The organism is Flavivirga aquatica, from assembly GCF_001747085.1.
Lineage (GTDB): Bacteria > Bacteroidota > Bacteroidia > Flavobacteriales > Flavobacteriaceae > Algibacter_C > Algibacter_C aquatica.
On record NZ_MDJD01000054.1, the window covers coordinates 653,771 to 677,406 of the forward strand.

General features: G+C 29.9%; 22 protein-coding genes and 1 tRNA gene. 13 read left to right on the forward strand and 10 right to left on the reverse strand.

Annotation, left to right across the window (positions count from 1 at the left end; all coding sequences use genetic code 11):
* The first annotated feature begins 50 nt into the window (after positions 1-50).
* From A8C32_RS17110 to A8C32_RS17150, 9 genes are all read left to right on the forward strand, one after another.
* Positions 51-1,706 (forward strand): serine hydrolase, encoded by a 1,656-nt coding sequence (locus A8C32_RS17110; RefSeq protein WP_069831615.1) that lies wholly within the window; start codon positions 51-53, stop codon positions 1,704-1,706.
* Positions 1,707-1,749: 43 nt separating this feature from the next.
* Positions 1,750-2,139 (forward strand): hypothetical protein, encoded by a 390-nt coding sequence (locus A8C32_RS17115; protein WP_069831616.1) that lies wholly within the window; start codon positions 1,750-1,752, stop codon positions 2,137-2,139.
* Between the two features lie 436 nt (positions 2,140-2,575).
* Positions 2,576-5,497 (forward strand): S8 family serine peptidase, encoded by a 2,922-nt coding sequence (locus tag A8C32_RS17120; RefSeq protein WP_069831617.1) that lies wholly within the window; start codon positions 2,576-2,578, stop codon positions 5,495-5,497.
* Between the two features lie 257 nt (positions 5,498-5,754).
* The gene (locus tag A8C32_RS17125) at positions 5,755-6,132 is read left to right on the forward strand and encodes a VOC family protein (RefSeq protein ID WP_069831618.1); all 378 of its coding nucleotides are present in this window, start codon (positions 5,755-5,757) and stop codon (positions 6,130-6,132) included.
* 72 nt (positions 6,133-6,204) lie between these two features.
* Complete coding sequence (locus tag A8C32_RS17130; RefSeq protein WP_069831619.1) at positions 6,205-6,897, forward strand: helix-turn-helix transcriptional regulator; 693 nt, start codon at positions 6,205-6,207, stop codon at positions 6,895-6,897.
* A gap of 41 nt (positions 6,898-6,938) precedes the next feature.
* Positions 6,939-7,388, forward strand: coding sequence for an FKBP-type peptidyl-prolyl cis-trans isomerase (locus tag A8C32_RS17135; protein ID WP_069831620.1), 450 nt, complete (start codon positions 6,939-6,941; stop codon positions 7,386-7,388).
* A 23-nt stretch (positions 7,389-7,411) separates the two neighbouring features.
* Positions 7,412-8,035, forward strand: coding sequence for a hypothetical protein (locus A8C32_RS17140; protein WP_069831621.1), 624 nt, complete (start codon positions 7,412-7,414; stop codon positions 8,033-8,035).
* A 76-nt stretch (positions 8,036-8,111) separates the two neighbouring features.
* Positions 8,112-8,753 carry an MOSC domain-containing protein gene (locus tag A8C32_RS17145; protein ID WP_069831622.1) on the forward strand — a complete coding sequence of 214 codons (642 nt, stop codon included), beginning with the start codon at positions 8,112-8,114 and terminating at the stop codon, positions 8,751-8,753.
* A 37-nt stretch (positions 8,754-8,790) separates the two neighbouring features.
* Positions 8,791-10,032 (forward strand): DEAD/DEAH box helicase, encoded by a 1,242-nt coding sequence (locus tag A8C32_RS17150; protein WP_069831623.1) that lies wholly within the window; start codon positions 8,791-8,793, stop codon positions 10,030-10,032.
* 36 nt (positions 10,033-10,068) lie between these two features.
* On the opposite strand, the gene A8C32_RS17155 is transcribed toward A8C32_RS17150, so the two are convergent.
* Complete coding sequence (locus A8C32_RS17155) at positions 10,069-10,482, reverse strand: hypothetical protein (RefSeq protein WP_069831624.1); 414 nt, start codon at positions 10,480-10,482, stop codon at positions 10,069-10,071.
* Positions 10,463-11,050 carry an RNA polymerase sigma factor gene (locus A8C32_RS17160; protein WP_069831625.1) on the reverse strand — a complete coding sequence of 196 codons (588 nt, stop codon included), beginning with the start codon at positions 11,048-11,050 and terminating at the stop codon, positions 10,463-10,465. Before A8C32_RS17160 ends, A8C32_RS17155 begins: the two co-directional genes overlap by 20 nt.
* Before the next feature lie 136 nt (positions 11,051-11,186).
* Between A8C32_RS17160 and A8C32_RS17165 the strand changes: the two genes are divergently transcribed.
* Positions 11,187-11,531: a DUF6249 domain-containing protein gene (locus A8C32_RS17165; protein WP_069831626.1), complete on the forward strand. Its 345-nt coding sequence runs from the start codon at positions 11,187-11,189 to the stop codon at positions 11,529-11,531.
* A 53-nt stretch (positions 11,532-11,584) separates the two neighbouring features.
* Here A8C32_RS17165 and A8C32_RS17170 read toward each other — a convergent pair whose 3' ends face one another.
* On the reverse strand, positions 11,585-12,250 hold the full coding sequence (locus A8C32_RS17170; RefSeq protein WP_083253404.1) for a M15 family metallopeptidase: 666 nt from the start codon (positions 12,248-12,250) through the stop codon (positions 11,585-11,587).
* Between the two features lie 787 nt (positions 12,251-13,037).
* Between A8C32_RS17170 and A8C32_RS17175 the strand changes: the two genes are divergently transcribed.
* Positions 13,038-13,739 (forward strand): DUF4369 domain-containing protein, encoded by a 702-nt coding sequence (locus A8C32_RS17175; protein WP_069831627.1) that lies wholly within the window; start codon positions 13,038-13,040, stop codon positions 13,737-13,739.
* Between the two features lie 258 nt (positions 13,740-13,997).
* Entirely contained in the window at positions 13,998-14,138 is a 141-nt protein-coding gene (locus A8C32_RS20425) for a transposase (RefSeq protein ID WP_123803466.1), read from the forward strand.
* 152 nt (positions 14,139-14,290) lie between these two features.
* On the opposite strand, the gene A8C32_RS17180 is transcribed toward A8C32_RS20425, so the two are convergent.
* The 5 genes from A8C32_RS17180 to idi all read right to left on the reverse strand — a co-directional run bounded on the left by A8C32_RS17180 (position 14,291) and on the right by idi (position 16,781).
* Positions 14,291-14,364, reverse strand: a tRNA-Thr gene (locus A8C32_RS17180).
* Between the two features lie 61 nt (positions 14,365-14,425).
* Positions 14,426-14,695 (reverse strand): hypothetical protein, encoded by a 270-nt coding sequence (locus A8C32_RS17185; protein ID WP_069831628.1) that lies wholly within the window; start codon positions 14,693-14,695, stop codon positions 14,426-14,428.
* Positions 14,696-14,868: 173 nt separating this feature from the next.
* Positions 14,869-15,840, reverse strand: a complete 972-nt coding sequence (locus A8C32_RS17190; RefSeq protein WP_069831629.1) for a type I phosphomannose isomerase catalytic subunit — start codon at positions 15,838-15,840, stop codon at positions 14,869-14,871.
* A gap of 6 nt (positions 15,841-15,846) precedes the next feature.
* On the reverse strand, positions 15,847-16,257 hold the full coding sequence (locus A8C32_RS17195; RefSeq protein ID WP_069831630.1) for a 6-pyruvoyl trahydropterin synthase family protein: 411 nt from the start codon (positions 16,255-16,257) through the stop codon (positions 15,847-15,849).
* Complete coding sequence (gene idi / locus A8C32_RS17200; protein ID WP_069831631.1) at positions 16,257-16,781, reverse strand: isopentenyl-diphosphate Delta-isomerase; 525 nt, start codon at positions 16,779-16,781, stop codon at positions 16,257-16,259. Before idi ends, A8C32_RS17195 begins: the two co-directional genes overlap by 1 nt.
* A gap of 365 nt (positions 16,782-17,146) precedes the next feature.
* Here idi and A8C32_RS17205 point away from each other — a divergent pair, with 365 nt between their 5' ends.
* Complete coding sequence (locus tag A8C32_RS17205; RefSeq protein WP_069831632.1) at positions 17,147-18,736, forward strand: peptide chain release factor 3; 1,590 nt, start codon at positions 17,147-17,149, stop codon at positions 18,734-18,736.
* Between the two features lie 116 nt (positions 18,737-18,852).
* Here A8C32_RS17205 and A8C32_RS17210 read toward each other — a convergent pair whose 3' ends face one another.
* Positions 18,853-19,170, reverse strand: coding sequence for a DUF3467 domain-containing protein (locus A8C32_RS17210; protein ID WP_069831633.1), 318 nt, complete (start codon positions 19,168-19,170; stop codon positions 18,853-18,855).
* A gap of 134 nt (positions 19,171-19,304) precedes the next feature.
* Positions 19,305-23,606 carry a DNA-directed RNA polymerase subunit beta' gene (rpoC, locus tag A8C32_RS17215; RefSeq protein WP_069831634.1) on the reverse strand — a complete coding sequence of 1,434 codons (4,302 nt, stop codon included), beginning with the start codon at positions 23,604-23,606 and terminating at the stop codon, positions 19,305-19,307.
* Positions 23,607-23,636: the final 30 nt, after the last annotated feature.

Sequence of the window (23,636 nt, forward strand, 5' to 3'; positions counted from 1 at the left end):
AAGCGTCATACAACAAATAGAATAATTTAAACCAATTATACAATTTAATCATGACACCAATCACTTCTTTTAAAGCGCTACTATTTATAACTATAAGTCTTCTTTCTATAAATCAAATAGATGCTCAGAATCTAGAAGAAAACATAGATGCTTTAATACGTTCTACATACAAGACTAACGAACCTGGTGCATCTATTTTAATTGCAAAAAATGGCAAAACCATCTATAAAAAAGCCTTTGGTCTAGCTAATTTAGAATTGAATGTTCCTATGACATCCGATCATGTTTTCGAAATTGGATCCATTACCAAACAGTTTACAGCAGTTTCTATTTTAATGTTGGAAGAACAAGGCAAACTAAACTTAACCGACAATATCACTAAGTTTATTCCAGATTACCCAACTCAAGGAAAAACCATTACAATTCATCATTTATTAAATCATACATCTGGTATTAAAAGTTATACAAGCATGCTTCAATTTAAAGCACTAGCCCGAAAAGATATGATGCCAACTCAAATTATTGATGTCTTTAAAAATGAGCCTATGGATTTTGATCCTGGTGAAAAATTTCTATATAATAATTCGGGTTATATCCTATTAGGGTATATCATAGAAGTTGTTTCTAAACAAACCTACGAAGAATTTATTGAAACCCATATATTTAAAAAACTAGGTATGGCATCATCATTTTACGGAAATAAAACAGAGCTAATTAACAACCGTGCTTCTGGTTATAGTAAACCTGGAAAAACTTATGTAAATGCAGATTATTTAAGTTTAACGCTTCCTTATGCTGCTGGAGCTATTATGTCTACTGTAGATGATTTACTAATTTGGCAAAATGCTATCGTTAAAAATAAATTAATCAAAAAAGCAAGTTTAGAAAAAGCGATTAATGGTTCTCAATTAAATAATGGAAAACAAATCCCTTATGGATATGGTTGGGTAAAAAATACGATAAATGGTTCTCTTTCTTATCAACATGGAGGTGGTATTTTTGGATTTACAACTATGGGTGTTTATTTACCAGAAGAAGACGTATTCGTCTCTGGGTTAACAAATTGCAACTGCAAAAACATTAATACTCTTGTTACAAAAATAGCTGCAATAGCTATTAATAAACCCTACCCTACTAAAAAGGACGTTATAAAACTTTCAAACGAAGAAAAGAAAAAATGGGTAGGTTCTTACGAGTTAGACAATGGCCTTTTTGTTTATATAACGTTAAAAAACGGACAACTTTACAGACATAAAGACGGTGATAAAGAAAAAAAGATCTTCCCTATTTCATCTGAAAAATTCATTCTTAATGGAGGGTTAGTTTCATATAGTTTTTTTAAAAAAGATGGTAAAAAACATGTTAAATTTAAAGGTCGCTCCAATGAACTTTTAGGTGTAGAGGTAGACAAACCTGCCCCTAAAGCAAAAAAAGAAATAACTTTACCTAGTAATATCTTAAAACAATATGTTGGTAAATACGAATTACATCCAAGTTTTATTATTGAAATAACCTTAAATAATAACAAACTCTTTGGTCAAGCTACAGGACAACCTAAATTTGAAATGTTTGCTGAAAATGAAAGCACCTTTTTTCTAAAAGTAGTACCTGCAATTATTAATTTCAACAAAAAAGATGATGGAAGTATAAAAAGCTTAATACTTCATCAAAACGGAAAAGACATTGAAGGCAAAAAATTTGAATAAAACAATTAAGTAAAACTAATACCAAATTTTAAAAATAAGAAAAATGAAACCAAACAATCTTGACACATTCAAAACTCTATTTTTAGTAAAAGGTATACTCACTTTAGCCTTTTCATTATTCTTTATTTTTTATGCGGGTATGGGTTTATTTTTTAGCACTATTATTGAAGCTTCAGATAAATTAAATGATGCTCCATTTAACCTAGGAATTATTTTTGTTATTATTGGTGTTATTGGAATTATTATATGTGTTACCCTAGGTGTACTAACTTTAATAGCTTCTAAATACATTAAGCATCGTAAAAATTACACCTTTATTTTTGTAATATCTATTATAAACTGCCTAACAGGTATTTTAGGAATTCTTTTAGGTGTTTTTTCCTTGATTGAATTGACTAAACCTGAAATTAAAGAGTTATTTAATAAAGCGTAATTTTTGTTTTACACTTAACAAGTTTAAATTATTAGTTTACTTTTTGATTAATAAGAAGTTACAACCCTCTAAATTATAGTCAACTTTTTAAACTATATTAAGGCGTTACAAAAACTTAAATGTATTAATTTAAGAAAACTAATATTATTCTTATTCTAAAACAGTACTCATTACTAACCATTTAGATAAACAACAAAACTGTTTCAAAATCTGCCCCCTTTAAATTAGGGTTAAAACACCTTTTACTATTAAGCTTTTTTCCTACACAAAAACATAAAATATATCATAAAATTTGTCCTGTTTAAGATTAGTATCAATCCTAAATAAAACTTATAAGTAAATACCTTTTGATAGATATTAAATCTGCATTAAAGTTTGCGAGAATTATCAATAATTCTTAGCGAGAAGAGCATTTTATAATTAAACTTAAAATTTTATGAAAAATTTATATAGACTTATTTACTTTATCATATTCAATGGAATATACGGAATTGGTTTTAGTCAAACACAAAACGACATAGAAATAATTAAATCACAATCTAACCTTGAAATACTAAATACATTAAGTAAAAAATACGAGAAAGACAGTAAAGCGAATAAACAAAGAGCATTATCTCTTGCAAAGGAAAATGGTTGGGAACCCTTTTTTCTCAATAAAAATGGCTCAATGAGTCAATTAATAGGTGTTTCGGTCGATGGAAAAAGCCCTGTCTATTACACCACAGACAATACCAATGCAGCCACTTCAACCCGAACTAATTTTTTAAATTCTGGAGGAGGTCTCGGGCTAAACCTAAATGGACAAAATATGACTGCTTATGTATGGGATGGAGGTCCTACGTTACCCACACACAATGAGTTTGGATCAAGAGTATCTATTTCTGATGGAAATACGGTAATAAATCCAAGCAGTAACAATAGCCAACATGCCAATCATGTCACTGGCACTATAGTAGCAGCAGGTATAGTTTCATCTTCAAAAGGCATGGCACCTCAAGCTAATGCAAGAACCAACGATTGGAACAGTGATCTATCTGAAGCAAGTTCAGCAGCAGCTTCACAAGGCATGCTACTTTCTAACCATTCTTATGGTTGGAGGTTAAGAAATAATTTTGGCAATGTAATTATGGCTTCATGGCGTTTTGGTGCTTATGAAACAACAGCTCGTAACTGGGATAATATCATGTATAACGCACCTTATTATCTTCAAGTTAAAGCTGCTGGAAACGATGGATTAGATAATACTGCAAACTCCAATCCTTTAGGTGGTTTTAACAGTTATGATAAATTAACTGGAATTGCAACTTGTAAAAACAATTTAGTTGTGGCTAATGCTCAAGATGCAAACATAAGTGCTACAGGTCAGATTAACAGTGTTTTTATTAATAACTCTAGTAGTCAAGGTCCCACAGACGATTTAAGGATAAAACCAGATATTACAGGAAATGGAACGAGTTTATATTCTACAGCTACCCTTACCAATCCTATAACACCGTTAACAAACTCTAGTTACGGTAATGCTACAGGAACATCAATGGCTTCTCCTAATGTAACTGGAACTTTACTGTTACTACAGGAACACTTTAAAAATACAACTGGTAACTTTATGAGAGCAGCAACTTTAAAAGGACTAGCTCTACATACAGCTGATGATACTGGAGCTACAGGTCCAGATGCCATCTTTGGATGGGGATTATTAAATGCCAAATTTGCTGCAGAAACAATTACAAAAAATGGCACACAATCAATCATTCAAGAGCATACGCTTACCAATGGAGATAGTTATAGTTTTAATGTTACATCAGATGGTGTTAACCCTTTAATGGCATCTATATCGTGGACAGATCCCGCAGGAACAGCCTACACTGGAAGCACTCCCAATATAGGTAATGCAACTTTGGTAAACGACTTAGATATTAGAGTTACAAATGGAGCTGGAACTAACTTTCCATATAAATTAACATCTGCTACAACTAACGGTTTAGGAGATAATACTAAAGATCCTTACGAAAAAATAAATATTTCTGGTGCTGCTGGAACATATACTATTACGATTACTCACAAAGGAAACTTAGTAAATGCTATTCAAAAATATGCCGTAATTGTAACAGGCATTAGTGTGCCTACTACAGATTTGTATACCAAAGATAGACCTTATGATACAGGTATAGAACCTAACCCTGATAATGGTCCTATGTGGATAAGTGACGATATTTGGGTAAGACAGAACATAGATGGAGGCCTTACACATGAAAACCCTGAATACAAAACACTATCTCCAAATGGTGTATATATAAGAGTTCATAACAAAAGTGGAAACACAAGTAGCTCTGCTAAAGTGAAATTATACTATGCTAAAGCGTCTTCTGGTTTAATATGGCCTACAAATTTTGTAAATTATAATATAGGAACAATTAACCATGGTGATGAAATTGGAGAAGTAAGCATTCCTCCTATAGCACCAGGAGGTAGCACAATAGTTGTTATTCCTTGGTTTCCACCAAATCCAGCAGATTATACTTACGACGTACACCATTTTTGTTTGGCTGCTCGAATAGAAGCTCCTAACGACCCTATGTTTAATGAAGTCAATGGAGTGAATATAGGTACAAACGCAAGAAACAATAACAACATTGCTTGGAAAAATGTTAGCGTTTACAACTTAAATACAACAGATTTTATTGAACCTACAGCTATTTTCGTTCGAGGCATGAGATCTAAATATATTAATATTAGATTTTTAGATAGAGGGTTTAATGAAGAACTTAAAAATAACTTCTTTGAAATGGGAGGCGAAATAGAAATTACACTAGATGAAGAATTATTTGAAAGAGCTATAAAATATGGCAGCTTAGAGGGTATTAAAATTATCGATAAAAATAAAATCTTAATTCGTTCCAGAGATTCGAAAATAGCTAATTTATTTATTGAAAAAGGAGAAGTTTTTGGAATGACATTTAATTTTAAATTAGATAAAGACCTCAACTCTAGAGAGCAAATCATTTTAGACGTTGTACAAGAAGATGCGGAAAAAAAACAACTTGAAGGCGGCGAACGTTTTGTTTTAATGAAAAGCAAAGACATTAAAGAAGAAAGTCCTATTTACATATCTCACGAACCAAAAATTATGACTATTTCTCCAAATCCAAACGAAGGATTCTTTAAAGTATACCTAAAAAATAAGGATGAGGGTAGAATAATTATCACAAATTTAATGGGGCGTATTATTTTTGAAGAAAAAACAGATAGCAGAAAAGAAATAGAGGTAAATATTTCCAATGTAAAAACAGGATTCTATGTTGTTAAATTTATTTCAGATCAAAACAAAATAATACATGAAAAAATAATTAAAAAATAGCTCTTTTAATTATAAAACAAAGTAACACTTTAAAAGTTGGGAAAGTTAATTTTTAATTTTCTCAGCTTTATTTTTTTAATCTTACCCCTACTCTTCTCTTGCTAATTAATTGATTAAAAAAGAAGTAAAAACACTCCTTTTTACAAACTCCAAAAATAAGCTTCGTAAAAAAATAAATAAAAAAAACACCCCTGACATATTACGACACAAAGCAGTCTAAATTTGTACTAAGTTTAATCATTAAAATCAATCAAAAAATGAAAAATGCAGTTAGCTGGTTTGAAATTCCAGTAAAAAATTATGAAAGAGCAAAAAAATTTTACACTACCGTTATGGATGCTGAAATTATAGACCACCACATGCCAGAACAGAATGTAAAATATGGTATGTTTCCTCATGATAAAGATAATAATGGTGTTGGAGGTGGTCTTATAGAAGGTGAAGGACAAACTCCTACTGTTAATGGTCCTACTATTTACTTAAACGCTGGTGATGATTTAAGTTTAGCTTTAAGTAAAGTTGAGCCTTCCGGAGGCAAAATAATAATGCCAAAAACCAATATTGGAGAAAATGGTTTTATGGCTCAGTTCACCGATACTGAAGGCAATAGAATTGCATTACATTCCTGGATGTAATAAAACACAAAAATCATCAATCAAAAAACGACATGATAGCGAATTGTAATAAGGTTCGCTATCTTTGTTATTATGTCTCAACTATCAAGACTTATAGCCATTCTAACTCTGTTAAAATCCAAACGTCTTTTAACAGCCAATGAACTTGCACAAAAGTTTGATGTAAGTATTAGAACCATTTATCGAGACATAAGAAAACTAGAAGAAGCAGGTGTACCAGTTACTACTATTGAAGGCAGAGGTTATTCATTAATGGAGGGTTATCAAGTAGCTCCAGTTCAATTTACAGAAAAACAGGCTAATGCTTTAATTACCGCACAACATTTAGTAAATCAAACCAAAGACATTTCTTTTGTTGAAGATTTCAAGGAAGCATTAACAAAAATTAAATCCGTTTTTAGATCTTCCATTCAAGAAAAAAGTGAGTTACTTGATAGTAAAATTCATATTTTCAATAATAATTATGAAAATATTTCTAGTAATGCACTTTCAGAAATACAACTGGCTATCACCAATTTTAACTATGTTGAAATTAACTATTGTAAAGCTAATGATACTAATATTTCCTTCAGAAAAATAGAACCCTACGCCTTCTATTCTACTAATCATAAATGGATATTGATTGCATGGTGCCATTTGCGCGATGAATATCGTGCTTTTAGAATTGATCGAATACAACACTTCAAAATATTGAACAATACATTTGAAGATCGAAAATTTAATTTACAAACCTATTTTCAATCTTGTCCTTACAACGGTAAATAATTTAATTAAAAGCAATTATATTTGTTACTAAAAATTTTTCTATGAAAAACATATTAATTGTTCTTGCCTTAACGCTTTTTATATCTTGTTCTAAAGATGATGAGCCCATAGATTTTATTACTCAAAACGACCAAGAAATCATGGACTATATAACTACGAATAATTTAAACGCTCTTAAAAGTGCTTCTGGATTATATTATGTTATAGACAATCCTGGATCTGGAAAACACCCAACAACGACAGATAACGTAAAAGTAACTTATAAAGGATATTATACTAACGGATCTGTTTTTGATGAAAACACTAATGGTATTGAGTTTAACTTGCAACAAGTAATTAAAGGATGGACAGAAGGTATCACTTATTTTAAAGAAGGTGGTAGTGGTATACTACTAATTCCTGCTCACCTAGGCTACGGAAATAGTGGTAGAGGAAATATCCCTGGTGGTTCTGTCCTTATTTTTGATATTAACCTTATTTCTATCAATTAAAATCTAAATTATAACGATATCAAATGAAGAATCTTTTAATAGTTCCTTTACTCTTTTCTGTATTCACTATTGGTTGTAACTCTAAATCAAAAAAGAATGAAGAAAAAGAACTAAAAAAAGAGAAAGAAGTTAGTAATCAAGTTGAAGCAGAAAAAAACAGCCAAAATTATTTACTATTGAATAATGCTGCAGGAAAATTTAAAATTGGAAGTCCAATTCCTTTTCCTAAAACTTCTAATCATTATAAAGTAAGAAAAGAAACACAAACAATAATAGAAGAAGGTGTTTCCGTAGAAGAAACAGTCTATATAGTTAGTAAAGGTGAAAAGAATATATTACACTTAAAACAAGGATATAATTCTCAAAATATAAACGAGATTACGGTACTATCCTCTCTCTTCGCAACATCTAAAGGGATTGGAATCAATTCAACAATTGAAGATTTTATAACGCAATATCCAAACTATAAAATATGGTATACATATGTTAGCGGAGTATACGTTATTGAAACTAAAGAAATAAATGCTCAGTTTCTTCTGAATGCTAAGAACTTTATTGGTAATCCAAAAATCACAAGCGATATAACCGTACTAAAAAAAGAAGATTTTAAACCTGGAACGAAAATCATAAAAATTAGAATGATATAAATTCAAAGCGAATAAAAAACGATAATAAGCTATTACACTTATCGCAAACCACTCACCTTAAGACCTTAAATCAAACATGAAAATAATCTCAACCAATATTGCGAAACCTACCACAATCGTTTGGAATAATAAAGAAGTAACAACTGGTATCTATAAAAAGCCTACAGACAAGCCTATTTATCTAACAAAAAATGATGTTGTAAACGATGAGGTTTCAGACCGTTTACATCATGGAGGTTTTTATAAAGCTTGTTATTTATTTTCTGCAGAACAATATCCATACTGGAAAAACCTATATCCTAACTTAGATTGGTCTTGGGGTATGTTTGGAGAAAATTTAACTATTTCTAATTTTGATGAAACAAAAGTGTATTTAGGAGATATTTATAAAGTTGGAGAGGCTTTAGTTCAAATCTCTCAACATAGAGAACCTTGCTATAAATTTGGATATAAATTTGGAACACAAAAAGTACTTAAACAATTTATAGAACATGGTTTCGGTGGTACTTATATAAGTATTATTGAAGAAGGCTATGTAAATATAGGTGACACTTTCACTCTAATTAAACGTCCAGAAAATAGTTTAACTGTGAATCAATTGTTTCATTTGTTTTATGCTAAAAATAAAGATCAAAACTTACTAAAAACGGCTTCGAATAGTCAAGCAATTCCACAAAAAAAGCGATTGTTTTTTAAAAAGTATATCACTGAAGATTGAAATGGTTTAAGTTATCTTTGCATTAAACAAATATTATATGTCATTCAAAGACTTAAAATTAAACAGACCTATATTAAGAGCTATTGCTGAAGCTGGGTATGACAACCCTACATTAGTTCAAGAAAAAGCTATTCCTTTAGTTTTAAATAAAAAGGATATTATCGTTTCTGCGCAAACTGGCACAGGGAAAACGGCTGCTTTTGCACTTCCAATTTTACAGCTCCTATTTGATAAACAAGATGCCCCAAAAAAAGGTAAAAAAATAAAAGCTTTAATAATAAGTCCTACCAGAGAATTGGCAATTCAAATTGAAGAAAACTTTAAGACATATAGTATACATACCAATCTTAGAACAACAGTTGTTTACGGTGGTGCCTCAATAGAACCTCAAAAAGACATACTAAAAAAAGGAGTAGATATTTTAATTGCAACACCTGGACGCTTACTTGATTTACATAAACAAGACATTATTAATTTAGATTATATTGAAACTTTTGTATTAGACGAAGCAGATTTAATGTTAGATATGGGATTTATTGACGATGTAAAAAAAATTGAACGCTTATGCTCCAAAGAAAAACAGGTACTATTATTTTCGGCAACCATCCCTTATAAAGTCGAACAGTTAGCTAATACTATTTTAAATAACCCTGAACGTGTAGAAGTAACTACCAATTCATCAACATCCAAAAACATTAACCAGCTACTTTATTACGTACCTAAACCTAATAAAATAGAATTGTGTTTACACTTATTAAGAAATACTATTAAAGGAAGTATCCTTATTTTTAGACGTACCAAGTTTGGTGTTGAAAAACTAGAGCAAACGCTACTCAAGAACGGTTATAAAGCTGATAGCATACATGGAGACAAAAGCCAAAATTTAAGACAAGAAGCTTTAAACAATTTCAAGACTAATCAAATAAATATTTTAATTGCTACAGATGTTGCCGCTCGTGGTATTGACATTGACAAATTAGATGCTGTTATTAATTTTGATTTACCTAATATACCAGAAACTTATGTTCATAGAATAGGTAGAACTGCTAGAGCTGGACATTCAGGAATAGCTCATTCTTTTTGTTCTGCAGACGAAAAAAACTATGTTCAATCCATTCAACAACTTATTCAAATTCAAATAGACGTAATTGACGACCATCCTTATCCCTTAGATCCTAAAACAAAACCTATTGTTCATAAATCTAAAAAAATAGGAAGCAAACATAAAAAAGGACGTAAAAGTGAAGCTTCTAAAAAGAAAAAGAAACGATGGTATTAATGGAGTACTGAAAATATATAATATAACTTCTACCTTTTAAACTTGAAATCTTTTATTAAAATACTGCTTTAATAGAAGCACTTGAAATACAGTCATAATTCCAAGAAATACAATTGCATACACAAATTTTTTCGACACTTTAAACCCTGTCAACATATTAGATATCTTGTTATTTAATAATATACTAAAATTAATTTTATTTAACCAACCAGTACTTTCGGTTTGAGTACCAAATACAATATATAGTATTAAAATAAAAAAGCTAGCTAAAATTAAACTCCAAATAGTTTTTGATATTAAAGGCTTATAAATGATTATATGCTTCTTATCTAATAGTTCTATTTGAGACATGATATCATCTGTAAAATTAAAAGACGGACACTCAAGAGAACCTTCTTGAATAACTTTTTTTGTTAAGTTATTTAAATATTTATTTTCTTTCTCTTTCATAATACTCAATTATTTCTGGTTCTAACCTCTTCCTTAAAATAGTCGCTAACTTTTTTCTACTTCTAAACAATTTAACTTTCACATTATTGGAAGTCGATTTAACTATTTCTGCAATCTCTTCTAACGATTGCTCTTCGAAATAATATAATGTTAGTAAAAAACTATCATTACTTGGCAACAAATCTATACAATCTTGAATAGCTTGTGTTCGCTCATCTTTTTCTAAATTATCAAAAGCATCATCAATTGTTTTTAACTGAGACTCTGTAAACTCATCTATAGCCACATCATTAAGATGTTTTTTAGTTTTCTTTAATCTATCTAAACAAGTGTTATACGCTATTCTATAAATCCAAGTTGAAAATTTAGAGTCTCCTTTAAATTTATTTAGTGATTTATATACTTTTATAAAAGTGTCTTGAGACACTTCTTCTGCCTCTTCCCTATTTTTAAGCATTCTAATAGTTAAAGTAAAAACCAAACCTTTATAGCGTTCCAATAAAACAGCAAAGGCATTAGTATTTCCTTTTATAATTAAATTGATATAATATTGATCGGTTCTAGTCATTTTAAAAGATAAGACGACCATATTCACTTTTGGGTTACATTAAAATAAAAAAATATAGAAAAGATGTAACCAAAACAAAAAACGTATCGTCATAAACTATGAACACATTAAATTTAATCAATTAAAACGAATAATTATGGAAGCAATATTAATTCCTATCAGCCTTTTTACAGCTATTTTTGGTATGGTTTATCTTTATCTATCTACAAGAAACAAAGAACGTTTAGCCCTTATAGAAAAAGGTATAGATGCTAGTATATTTCTAAAAGGTAAAAAACATACAGCTCCTATCTGGAAAGTTTTCATTTTAAACCTATCCTTATTATTAATAGGTATTGGTTTAGGTGTATTTATCGCTATGATAATTCAAGCATACACAACATTTGATGAAGAAGCTCTATATCCAGCTATCATATTTCTTATGTCGGGTATAAGTTTATTCATTGGATTTAAAATGACTAAAAATTTAGATCAAGAATAATATTTAACAATCAATCAAATTATTAAAACTGTTTTCTTAAGAGAGCAGTTTTTTTATTTTACTAAAAAATCGAAATAAGTATTAGGAAATGGTTCTCCTCTAAGTGTAAAATGCCACCATTCTTTTGGGTAATTCCTAAAACCGTGTTTAAGCATAATAGACTGAAGTAATTGTCTATTCGCTTTTTGCTTACCTGTAATATTCTCGTAATTAACCCAAGATGATTGTCCAAAAAAATCGTATGGACTACCCATATTTAAAGGCTTTCCTGTATTTCCATCAATAATTGTTAAATCTACAGTACTACCTCTACTATGTCCAGATCTAGAGGCTATATAACCTTCTTTAAATAAATTTTTCTTCTTAACATTAGGATAGAATACTTGTTTATTAATAGTATCGTTTAAATTTCTAGCCCATTTTATAAAATGATTTACAGCTTGCTGTGGTCTATAACCATCATATACTTTTAAACATAAATTTTGCTGTTGTAGCTCTTCATGTACTTGTTTTAAAGCTTTTACGGTTTTAACAGTTAATATAAGTTTATTTGATTGATAACCATCAGCAGGTTTACCTATAAAATTATTTGATGTATAATAACGTAACTCTACATTCAAATCTGGAATAAAATCTTTTACATATACAAAACCTGTTGGCGGTTGCGCAAAAGAAAATGTGCAAAAAAATAACACAATATATTTAAATAATTGTTTCATTTAAGTAAGTTATAGGCTAATGTAAATAAAATAATCTAAAAAATTGGTCATAAAAAAACCGAGTTCCCTCAAACTCGGTTTTTCTTCAATTTGCTTTTTTATTATGAAACTAAACTTAGGATTACTATATCTAGTACATAATGCAAATATTAATTAATTAATCCATTGAACTAAAAAGTGTGTTATTTAGTACACTTCAAATATATAATTAAGGAATGAAAACGAACGACTAAATACATTTAAATTCGATGAAATACATTTAATTTTAACATTTAACGACAAAACAACAATAATTGTCGGTGAAAAACAATTTTTCATATCCTCGTATTTTTTATTCAAAAACAAAAGAAATAAAAAAAGCATCTTAAAAATAAGATGCTTTTTTACTAACTAACCAACCAAAAATATGAATTACTATTTCTTAATTTAAAGTAACCACTCTTTAAACTTTTATTTGAAAGTAATTACTATTATAATAACAATATTCATGCCAAAGTCTGTTAATGTTTTTTTTATGAATTTTATTTAGAATTACAGAATATTAACTTCTAGCTCATCTTGACTTTTTATTTTTAACCGAAAATGAGTCAAAATTTGTTTAGATAAAGTTATTTTTAAAAGGTATAGCATCGCTACACATGAGAATATAACTGAAATATGAGCGAATTTTGTACATTTTTTAGGAAATATAAAAAGTCAAGATGAGTTCTTTATAAAATATTATAGCCTGTTAGCTTTTAATATTTAATTATAGGATATTTGCTTATTCAAAATAACAAACCATCTCATGAAAAAAATTTCATTTTTGTTTTTCGCCTTTTTAATAATTGCATGTAGTGAAAAACAACACGACCTAGTTGTAAAAACAAGCATAAAAGGATTAAAAAAAGGAACTGTTTATCTAAAAAAAATAGAAGATACAACTCTTATAACAGTAGATTCATTAGTTATAAATGGTAATTCTAAATTTGAACTGTATAGTGATTTAGAATCTCCTCAAATTTTCTTTTTATATTTAGATAAACATAGCGCAGAAAAAGATAGAATTACATTTTTTGCAGATAAAGGTATTACAGAAATTACTACAACCCTTAAAAACTTTGTTTTTGATGCAAAAATTAATGGTTCTACACAACAAAAAAAATTAGAAGAGTATTTACATGTTATTTCAAGAATAAATAACAGAAGTTTAGATTTAATTAAAGAAAATTTTGAGGCTCTAAAAAATAAAGATACAGTTAAAATGAATGCTATTAAAAAAGAAGCTGATAATACTACTAAACGGAAGTATTTATACACTGCAAATTTCGCCTTAAATAATAAAGATAGTGAAGTTGCTCCATACTTAGCCTTATCAGAAATATATAACGCTAGAATTCATTTACTAGATACCATAAACAATTCATTAACACCAAAAGTTAAAGCTTCTAAATATGGTAAAGAATTAGAGCTATACATTGCTAAAAGAAAAGAAAGCAGTAATGAGTAATTAATTTTTACTCTTCTCTAAAATAAAAAAAGCCCTTTATAAAACAACTTTTAGCTCGAAGTAGATACTATACTCTATAAAAAGACTAACAAATGGACGGATAATCAATCTGAAAGAGCAAAAAATACTCTTTTGAGCACTATCTTGCATATTCAAAAAATATACAAAATTTGCCAAAACCTCTCTTGGATTTTTAACCAACAAAAGACAAAACTGCCGCTCTGATAAGAATTCAAAAGCTTTAATATTATAGCCAGAATGTCAATTCATTATAAAAACATCTTAAACTATTTTGATAACAGAAGTACAAATGATTTAGCGGAAGCTTTCAATGCTAAAATTAAAGCCTATATAGCACAATTTATAGACGTAACAAACGTAGAATTCTTTCCTATTTAGACTAAACCAATATTTTTGCCTAACCACCTAATCCCACAAATTGTTTGACTTGGTCCCCTTTTTTATTTTTCCTATTAAATCACTTCAATATAGAAACTATAAATGAGATTAATTTCCATAAAAAAACCTCACTAAAAAGTGAGGTTTAAAAGAGCCGATGGAGGGACTCGAACCCACGACCTGCTGATTACAAATCAGCTGCTCTAGCCAGCTGAGCTACATCGGCGTTTTAACGGGTGCAAATATAGTATCTAATTTGATAAAAACAAGCACTCAGTCAAAAAATTTTATCCAAGTTTATTAATTTTTTCAATTAACACTCTTCCTTTGGCTTCCAATTCACTGTTAATTGACTTAAAATGAGCTTTTACGTTCTCAACATTCTTTGCATTAACTTTTGCGATTAATTCATCGAAAATTAAAATAGCTTCATCTATAATTGCTTCACTGTTTTCTGTGTCTTTATCTGTATTCGAATATTCCCAAATATAAACTGCTTCTATAATATCTCCTAAAACGTAATTAATATCTTTTTTTAAATCTCTAACATTTGCCATTTTTGTATCTTTTATTAAATTTTCAACAAAAATAAGTAATTAATTAATATAAAGATTCCCGATTTACTCATATAATTTCTATAGTCGGATACAAAATTTATTCTTCTATATATAATTTAGTGAGAAGATTTTTTATACTTGAATAATCTCACATATTTACTTACTATTTTTAGCTAAACATAGACTTCTAATAAAGTCGCTTTTTCAGAATTAATTTCATATTGCTTAATTCCAGCAGGCAGTAATATTGTTTCTCCAGTTTTTAAATATTCTGATATTCCATTTGCTATAATTTCAGCTTCTCCATCAACACATATGTAAATTAAAAAAGAATCTTGACTATTTTCCTTTTTGATATTTTCTGTTATCTCTAAATAACTTGTTGTAAAATAAGGACAGCTTATCATATCATTAGATTGATTTTTAACCTTAGAATAATTTACTTTAAAATCATCTGGCATATTAAAATCTATGGCGTCTATAGCTAAATCATTATGCAATTCTCTTTCATTGCCAGCATCGTCTACTCTATCCCAATCATAAACTCTGTAAGTTACATCACTAGTTTGCTGTATTTCGGCAAGCATAACACCTGCTCCAATAGCATGTACGCGTCCTACTCCAATAAAATATGTGTCACCAGCATTGACCTTATCAAAATTTAAAATTTCTGTAAGCGTCTTTTCTTCTAAATGTTTTAAATATAAGTCAGTAGTTACTTCTTGATTAAACCCTACTATTAAATTAGAATTCTGATCTGCTTGCATAACATACCACATTTCTGTTTTCCCAAAAGAATTATGCCTTTTAGCAGCCAATTTATCATTAGGGTGCAACTGTATAGACAAATCTTTCTTAGCATCAATAAATTTGATTAAAAGAGGGAATTTATCACCAAATATTTTATAATTTTTATATCCTATTAAATCATCCTTTAAATTTTCTAAAAGATATTTTAATGATTGCCCTTTTAAACTTCCATTAGAAACTATTGAAGTATCTCCTTCTACATCACTAATTTCCCAACTTTCTCCAATATTGGGTAAATCACTTTCTTTATTTAAAAGATTATTTAATTTTCGTCCGCCCCAAATTTTATCTTTTAAAATAGGTTTGAATTTTATTGGATATAGAGTATTATTCATTATTTGTTATTTTCCTGAATAGCTTACAAAATTACGTGGTGTCTCATAAAGCGTTATCTCTAACTCTAATGATGGTTTTAATTTGGGTTTAATTTTGTTATAAATTACAACAGCAATATTTTCTGCAGTTGGATTTAAATTTTTAAATTCTAAAACTTCTACATTTAAATTTTTATGATCAAATGCATCTTCAACTTCATTTTTAATAAGATTCCTTAAAATCTTTATATCAATAACATAACCTGTTTCTTCATCGATATCTCCAGTAACACTTACTATAAGTTCATAATTATGTCCATGGAAATTAGGATTATTACACTTCCCAAAAATTTCTTCATTTTTTTCAAAACTCCAATCAGGTCTATGTAACCTATGAGCTGCATTAAAATGCGCTTTTCTACTAACCGTGACCTTCATTAGAATGTAATATTAATATGTTCATAAAATTTATCAAAAATAACTTTAAACCATTCTGTATATAACTCCGGACGTAACGAAATATCATTTTTAATATCTTCTATACGCATCCATTTCCAATTTGCAACTTCTTCTACATTAATAATAGGCTCTTTATTATATTTTCCTAGCAAAACATGATCATATTCATGTTCTGTTAAACCATTATCAAAAGGAGCTTTATAAATAAAAGAAATAGACTCTTCTAAATCTACAGTAAACCCCATTTCTTCCTGTAAACGTCTCTTTCCAGCTTCAACATTAGTTTCTCCATTTCTTTGATGACTACAACATGTATTAGTCCAAAGTCCTGGTGAATGATATTTATCAAGAGCTCTTTGTTGGAGCATTAAATCATTTTTATCATTAAAAATAAAAACTGAAAATGCGCGATGTAATAATGCCTTTTCATGAGCTTCCATTTTAGGCATTAAACCTATTTGTTCGTCCTTTTCATTAACAAGGATTACTTTTTCTTCTTCCATAGTATAACAAAAATACAAACAAAATATAACTTGTTAATCTTCTAATTCAATCGTCTTTAAAATAAACTCTATATTTATTATACATGAAATTAACATTTTAAAGCAACTTATATAGTCTCACCTACATATAAAGTAGCTTTTTCTCTTGCAATATAAAGTCTTATTAAATAAAACAGAAAAATATATCTAACTAAACCAGCATAAGATATAGTTCTTAATAAGAAAAACTCTTAATTTTTCTCATTTTTAATAAATTAAAAAGACTAAAAACCAATTAAAAGAGACAGATGATATAATTTAGATTGTTATACTTTCTTCACCTAATAAATACTATAAAAAGGTTTATTTTAGCCAAAAATTTGGAGATGACCTTTAAAGACGAAATAGAAAGAAGAAGAACATTTGGTATTATATCGCATCCAGATGCTGGAAAAACCACTTTAACCGAAAAATTATTATTATTTGGTGGTGCTATTCAAGAAGCAGGAGCTGTAAAAAGTAATAAAATAAAAAAAGGAGCTACAAGTGATTTTATGGAAATTGAACGCCAACGTGGTATTTCAGTAGCTACTTCTGTTTTAGCTTTCGAATATAATGGTATTAAAATTAATATTCTTGATACTCCTGGTCATAAAGATTTTGCAGAAGATACTTTTAGGACACTTACTGCTGTAGATAGTGTTATTGTTGTTATTGATGTCGCAAAAGGTGTTGAAGAGCAAACAGAAAAGTTAGTTAAAGTTTGCCGTATGCGAAATATTCCTATGATTGTATTCATTAATAAAATGGATAGAGAAGGAAAAGATGCATTTGATTTACTTGACGAAGTTGAGCAAAAACTTGGACTTAAAGTAACCCCTTTAAGTTTCCCAATTGGTATGGGTTATGATTTTAAAGGCATTTATAATATTTGGGAGAAAAACATTAATCTCTTTAGTAGTGATAACAGAAAAGATATAGAAGAAACTATCGAGGTTTCAGACTTAGCATCACCGGAATTAGATAATTTAATTGGTGATGCTGCTGCTAATACTTTAAGAGAAGAAATAGAACTAGTTGATGGTATTTATCCTGAGTTTAATAAAGAAGCTTATCTAAATGGTGATTTGCAACCTGTATTTTTTGGTTCTGCTTTAAATAATTTTGGTGTTAGAGAATTATTAGATTGTTTTGTTGATATTGCTCCTAAGCCTAGACCAAAACAAAGTGAAGAACGAATGGTAAACCCAGATGAAGATAAATTTAGTGGGTTTGTATTTAAAATACACGCAAATATGGATCCTAATCATAGAAACCGTTTAGCGTTTATTAAAATTGTTTCTGGAGAGTTTAAACGTAATGCTCCTTATTTACATGTAAGACATAATAAAAAAGTGAAGTTTTCTAGTCCTAATGCTTTCTTTGCTGAAAAAAAAGAAATTGTAGACATTTCATATCCTGGCGATATTGTTGGTTTACAAGATACGGGAACCTTTAAGATTGGTGATACATTAACTGAAGGTGAAGTATTGAATTATAAAGGGGTTCCTAGCTTTTCTCCAGAGCATTTTAGATATATTAATAATGCAGATCCCTTAAAATCTAAACAATTATTTAAAGGAATAGATCAACTTATGGATGAAGGTGTTGCCCAATTATTTACTTTGGAACTTAATGGCAGAAAAGTAATTGGTACAGTAGGCGCACTGCAATATGAGGTTATACAATACAGATTAGAACATGAGTATGGCGCTAAGTGTACTTATGAAAACCTTAATGTTCATAAAGCTTGTTGGGTAGACCCTGATGATGAAAAAAATGAAGAGTATAAAGAATTTTTAAGAGTAAAACAGCGTTTTCTTGCTAAAGACAAACGAAACCAATTAGTGTTTTTAGCTGATTCTGCATTTTCTTTACAAATGACTCAGCAAAAATACCCTAGTGTTAAGTTTCATTATGTTTCAGAATTTGAATAATAAAAAAGTACTTTAATAATAGTAATCAAATTTTGAAAAATAGTTTGATGTGAGTTTATAAAACTACAGATAAAATAAAAACCTTTGATTCAAAAAATAAGAATCAAAGGTTTTTTTTATGCTTGTCCAGTTGGACCAAAATTTAAAGGCATAGGAGGTTGTTCATAATCTTTTATTTCTCCATGAGCTTGTTCAAATCTATATACATTATCACCTAAGGCTTTAAGTAAGCGCTTTGCATGTTGAGGTGTTAATATAATCCTAGATTTCACTTTACTTTTTGGAACTCCAGGCATGATCTTAACAAAATCGACCACAAACTCTGAAACAGAATGATTAATAATAGCCAAGTTAGAATATATCCCTTCGGCCACATTTTCATCTAATTCAATATTAATTTGTCCTTGTTTTTGATTTTCTTTTTCGTTTGCCATAATAATTAATATATTTTTATTAATAAAAAAATCCTGCTAGTATTGAGCAGGATTTTTCTCTTTATGAGATTCCCACCTACGTGGGAATAATTTGAGATTATCCAACTCCCTTATATAAAGAAGTTGGAATCTCTTTAATTGTAATTTAATTCTTGCTTCACTTGCATCATTTCATCAAACTCTTCTTTTGAGCCAACAATAATATCTGTATAGCTACGCATACCTGTACCTGCTGGAATTCTATGTCCAACAATTACATTTTCTTTTAAGCCCTCTAAAGAATCAACTTTACCAGCTACAGCTGCCTCATTAAGTACTTTAGTTGTCTCTTGGAACGATGCTGCAGAAATAAATGATTTTGTTTGAAGTGACGCTCTTGTAATACCTTGCAGTATTGGTGTAGCCGTTGCTGGCTGTGCATCTCTAGCTACTACAAGTTGCTTATCTTCTCGTCGTAAAATAGAATTTTCATCTCTTAACTCACGAGGCGTTATAATTTGACCTGCTTTAAGGTTTATAGAATCTCCAGCATCCTCAATCACTTTCATTCCAAAGATATCATCATTTTCCTTAATGAAATCTGCTTTATGAGCTAATTGATCTTCTAAGAAAATCGTATCACCAGAATCAATAATACGTACTTTACGCATCATTTGTCTAACAACAACCTCAAAGTGCTTATCATTAATTTTCACACCTTGTAAACGATATACTTCTTGTACTTCATTCACTAAGTATTGTTGTACTGCCGAAGGACCTTTAATATTCAAAATATCGTTTGGTGTTATTGAACCATCAGATAAAGGCATACCAGCTTTTACATAATCATTTTCTTGTACAAGGATTTGATTAGATAATTTAACTAAGTATTTCTTAATATCACCTAATTTAGATTCTACAATAATCTCACGGTTACCTCTCTTAATCTTACCAAAAGAAACAACACCATCAATAGCACTTACAACTGCTGGATTTGAAGGATTACGAGCTTCAAATAACTCTGTTACACGTGGTAAACCTCCTGTAATATCACCTGCTTTTGCAGATTTACGAGGTATTTTAACTAAAATCTTACCAACATTAATTTTCTCTCCATCGTTAATCATAAGGTGAGCTCCTACTGGTAAATTATATGAACGTATCGTTTCACCATCAGCTCCTTCAATATGAAGTGTAGGAATAAGTTTTTTGTTTCTAGATTCAGAAATTACTTTTTCTTGGAAACCTGTTTGCTCATCTATCTCAACTTGGTATGTAATACCTTGTTCAATGTTTTCATATTTTACTTTACCAGCAAATTCTGAAATAATTACACCATTATATGGATCCCATGTACAAACTACATCTCCCTTAGTTAATTGATCCCCATTTTTAACAAAAATAGTTGAACCATAAGGAATGTTATTAGTACTTAATACTATACCTGTTTTCTTATCTATTAATTTAAGTTCAGATGTACGAGATATTACAATATCAATATTGTTTCCTTCATTATCTTTACCTTTAACAGTTTTTAAATCTTCTATCTCAGCAATACCATCAAACTTAACAGCTAATTTGTTATCTTCCGAAATATTACCTGCAATACCTCCTACGTGGAATGTACGTAATGTTAACTGTGTACCTGGTTCTCCAATTGATTGAGCTGCTACAACTCCAACCGCTTCACCTCGTTGTACCATTTTACCTGTTGCCAAGTTACGCCCGTAACATTTAGCACAAATACCTTGTAATGCTTCACAAGTTAAAGCAGAACGTACTTCTAAGCTTTCAATTGGTGATGCTTGAATTACTTTTGCTATATCATCTCCAATTAATTGACCTGATGATACTAATAACTCATCAGTTAATGGATTGTGAACATCATTTAATGATACACGACCTACTATTCTTTCTTCTAAAGTCTCAACGACTTCATCATTTTTCTTTAATGGCTCAACTTCAACACCTCTTAATGTACCACAATCTTCTGTATTGATAATAACATCTTGAGATACATCTACTAAACGACGTGTTAAGTAACCTGCATCGGCCGTTTTAAGAGCCGTATCTGCTAAACCTTTACGAGCACCGTGAGTAGAAATAAAGTATTCTAAAATTGAAAGTCCTTCTTTAAAGTTAGAAAGAATTGGGTTTTCTATAATTTCACCTCCACCTGCATTCGATTTTTTAGGTTTAGCCATTAATCCACGCATACCTGTTAACTGACGAATCTGTTCTTTAGATCCACGAGCTCCAGAATCAAGCATCATAAACACTGAGTTAAATCCTTGTTGGTCTTCACGAATACGTTTCATCGATAATTCAGTCAGTTCAGCATTGGTAGATGTCCAAATATCAATAACTTGGTTATAACGTTCATTGTTTGTTATAAGTCCCATGTTATAGTTCCCCATAATACCATCGACTAAACCATTAGCTTTATCAATCATTCCTTGCTTTTCTGGTGGAATTATAATATCACCTAAACTAAATGATAAACCACCTTGGAATGCAAATTGGAATCCTAAAGTTCTAATTGAATCTAAGAAATCTGCTGTTTCTGGTACTGATGTAGATTTTAATATATCACCAATAATATCTCTTAAAGATTTCTTTGTAAGTACTTGGTTGATATATCCAGCTGCTTGAGGTACGTGTTGATTAAATAATACACGACCTACAGTTGTTTCTATAATTGTTGGTGCAAGTTTTCCATCTTCATTAATATCGATCGTTCTTACTTTTATACCTGCATTTAAATCTACACGTTCTTCGTTAAAGGCAATTTGTACTTCCTCTGGCGAATAGAATGTTAATCCTTCTCCTTTAATTGGCACTTCAAGTGTAGAGGTACGTAGCTTAGTCATATAATAAAGACCAAGTACCATATCCTGAGAAGGTACCGTTACAGGAGACCCATTTGCTGGATTTAAGATATTATGAGATGCCAACATTAATAACTGACATTCTAAAATAGCTTCTGGTCCAAGTGGCAAGTGTACTGCCATTTGATCTCCATCAAAATCGGCATTAAATGCTGTACATACCAATGGATGTAATTGGATTGCTTTCCCTTCTATCAATTTTGGTTGGAATGCTTGTATACCCAATCTGTGCAATGTAGGCGCACGGTTTAATAATACTGGATGTCCTTTAAGAACATTTTCCAAGATATCCCAAACCACTGGTTCTCTCTTATCTATAATTTTCTTTGCAGATTTTACAGTTTTCACTATACCTCTTTCAATTAATTTTCTAATTACAAAAGGTTTGTAAAGTTCTGCTGCCATATTTTTTGGCAATCCACATTCGAACAATTTTAATTCTGGTCCAACAACAATAACAGAACGTGCAGAATAATCAACACGCTTACCAAGTAAGTTTTGACGAAAACGCCCTTGCTTACCTTTTAATGAATCCGATAATGATTTTAACGGTCTGTTAGAATCTGTTTTTACTGCTGAAGATTTACGTGTATTATCAAATAATGAATCTACAGACTCTTGAAGCATACGTTTTTCATTACGTAAAATTACTTCTGGAGCTTTAATTTCAACCAATCTTTTAAGACGATTGTTACGTATAATTACACGACGATATAAATCATTTAAATCTGATGTCGCGAAACGACCACCATCTAACGGTACTAAAGGACGTAATTCTGGCGGAATAATTGGAATTACTTTCATAATCATCCATTCTGGACGATTCTCTCTATTATTATTAGATTCACGCAAAGATCCAACAACTTGTAAACGTTTTAAAGCTTCAGTTTTACGTTGTTTAGACGTTTCTGTATTTGCTTTATGACGTAACTCGTATGATAATGTCTCTAAATCAATTCTAGCTAATAACTCAATTAGACATTCTGCTCCCATTTTAGCAAGAAACTTATTTGGGTCTGAATCGTCTAAATATTGATTATCTTGAGGAAGCTCTTCTAGTATATTTAAATACTCCTCTTCTGTTAAGAAGTCCATTTTTTGTAATGGTTCTCCTTCCTCATTTTTAGCATTACCTGGTTGAATTACTACATAACGTTCGTAGTAAATAATCATATCTAATTTCTTAGATGGTAAACCTAATAAATAACCTATTTTATTTGGTAGAGAACGGAAATACCAGATATGTGCTACAGGAACTACTAAATTAATATGTCCTACTCTATCACGACGTACTTTCTTTTCTGTTACTTCTACACCACAACGGTCACAAACAATACCTTTGTAACGAATTCTTTTATATTTACCACAAGCACATTCATAATCCTTAACAGGACCAAAAATACGCTCACAGAACAAACCATCACGTTCTGGTTTGTGAGTTCTATAATTGATAGTTTCTGGTTTTAAAACCTCACCTTTAGACTCTGCTAATATAGACTCTGGTGACGCTAAACCAATTGAGATTTTATTAAATCTCTTTACTGTATTCTTATCTTGTTTTCTTGCCATAATGCTGAATACTTTTATTGTTTTATAATT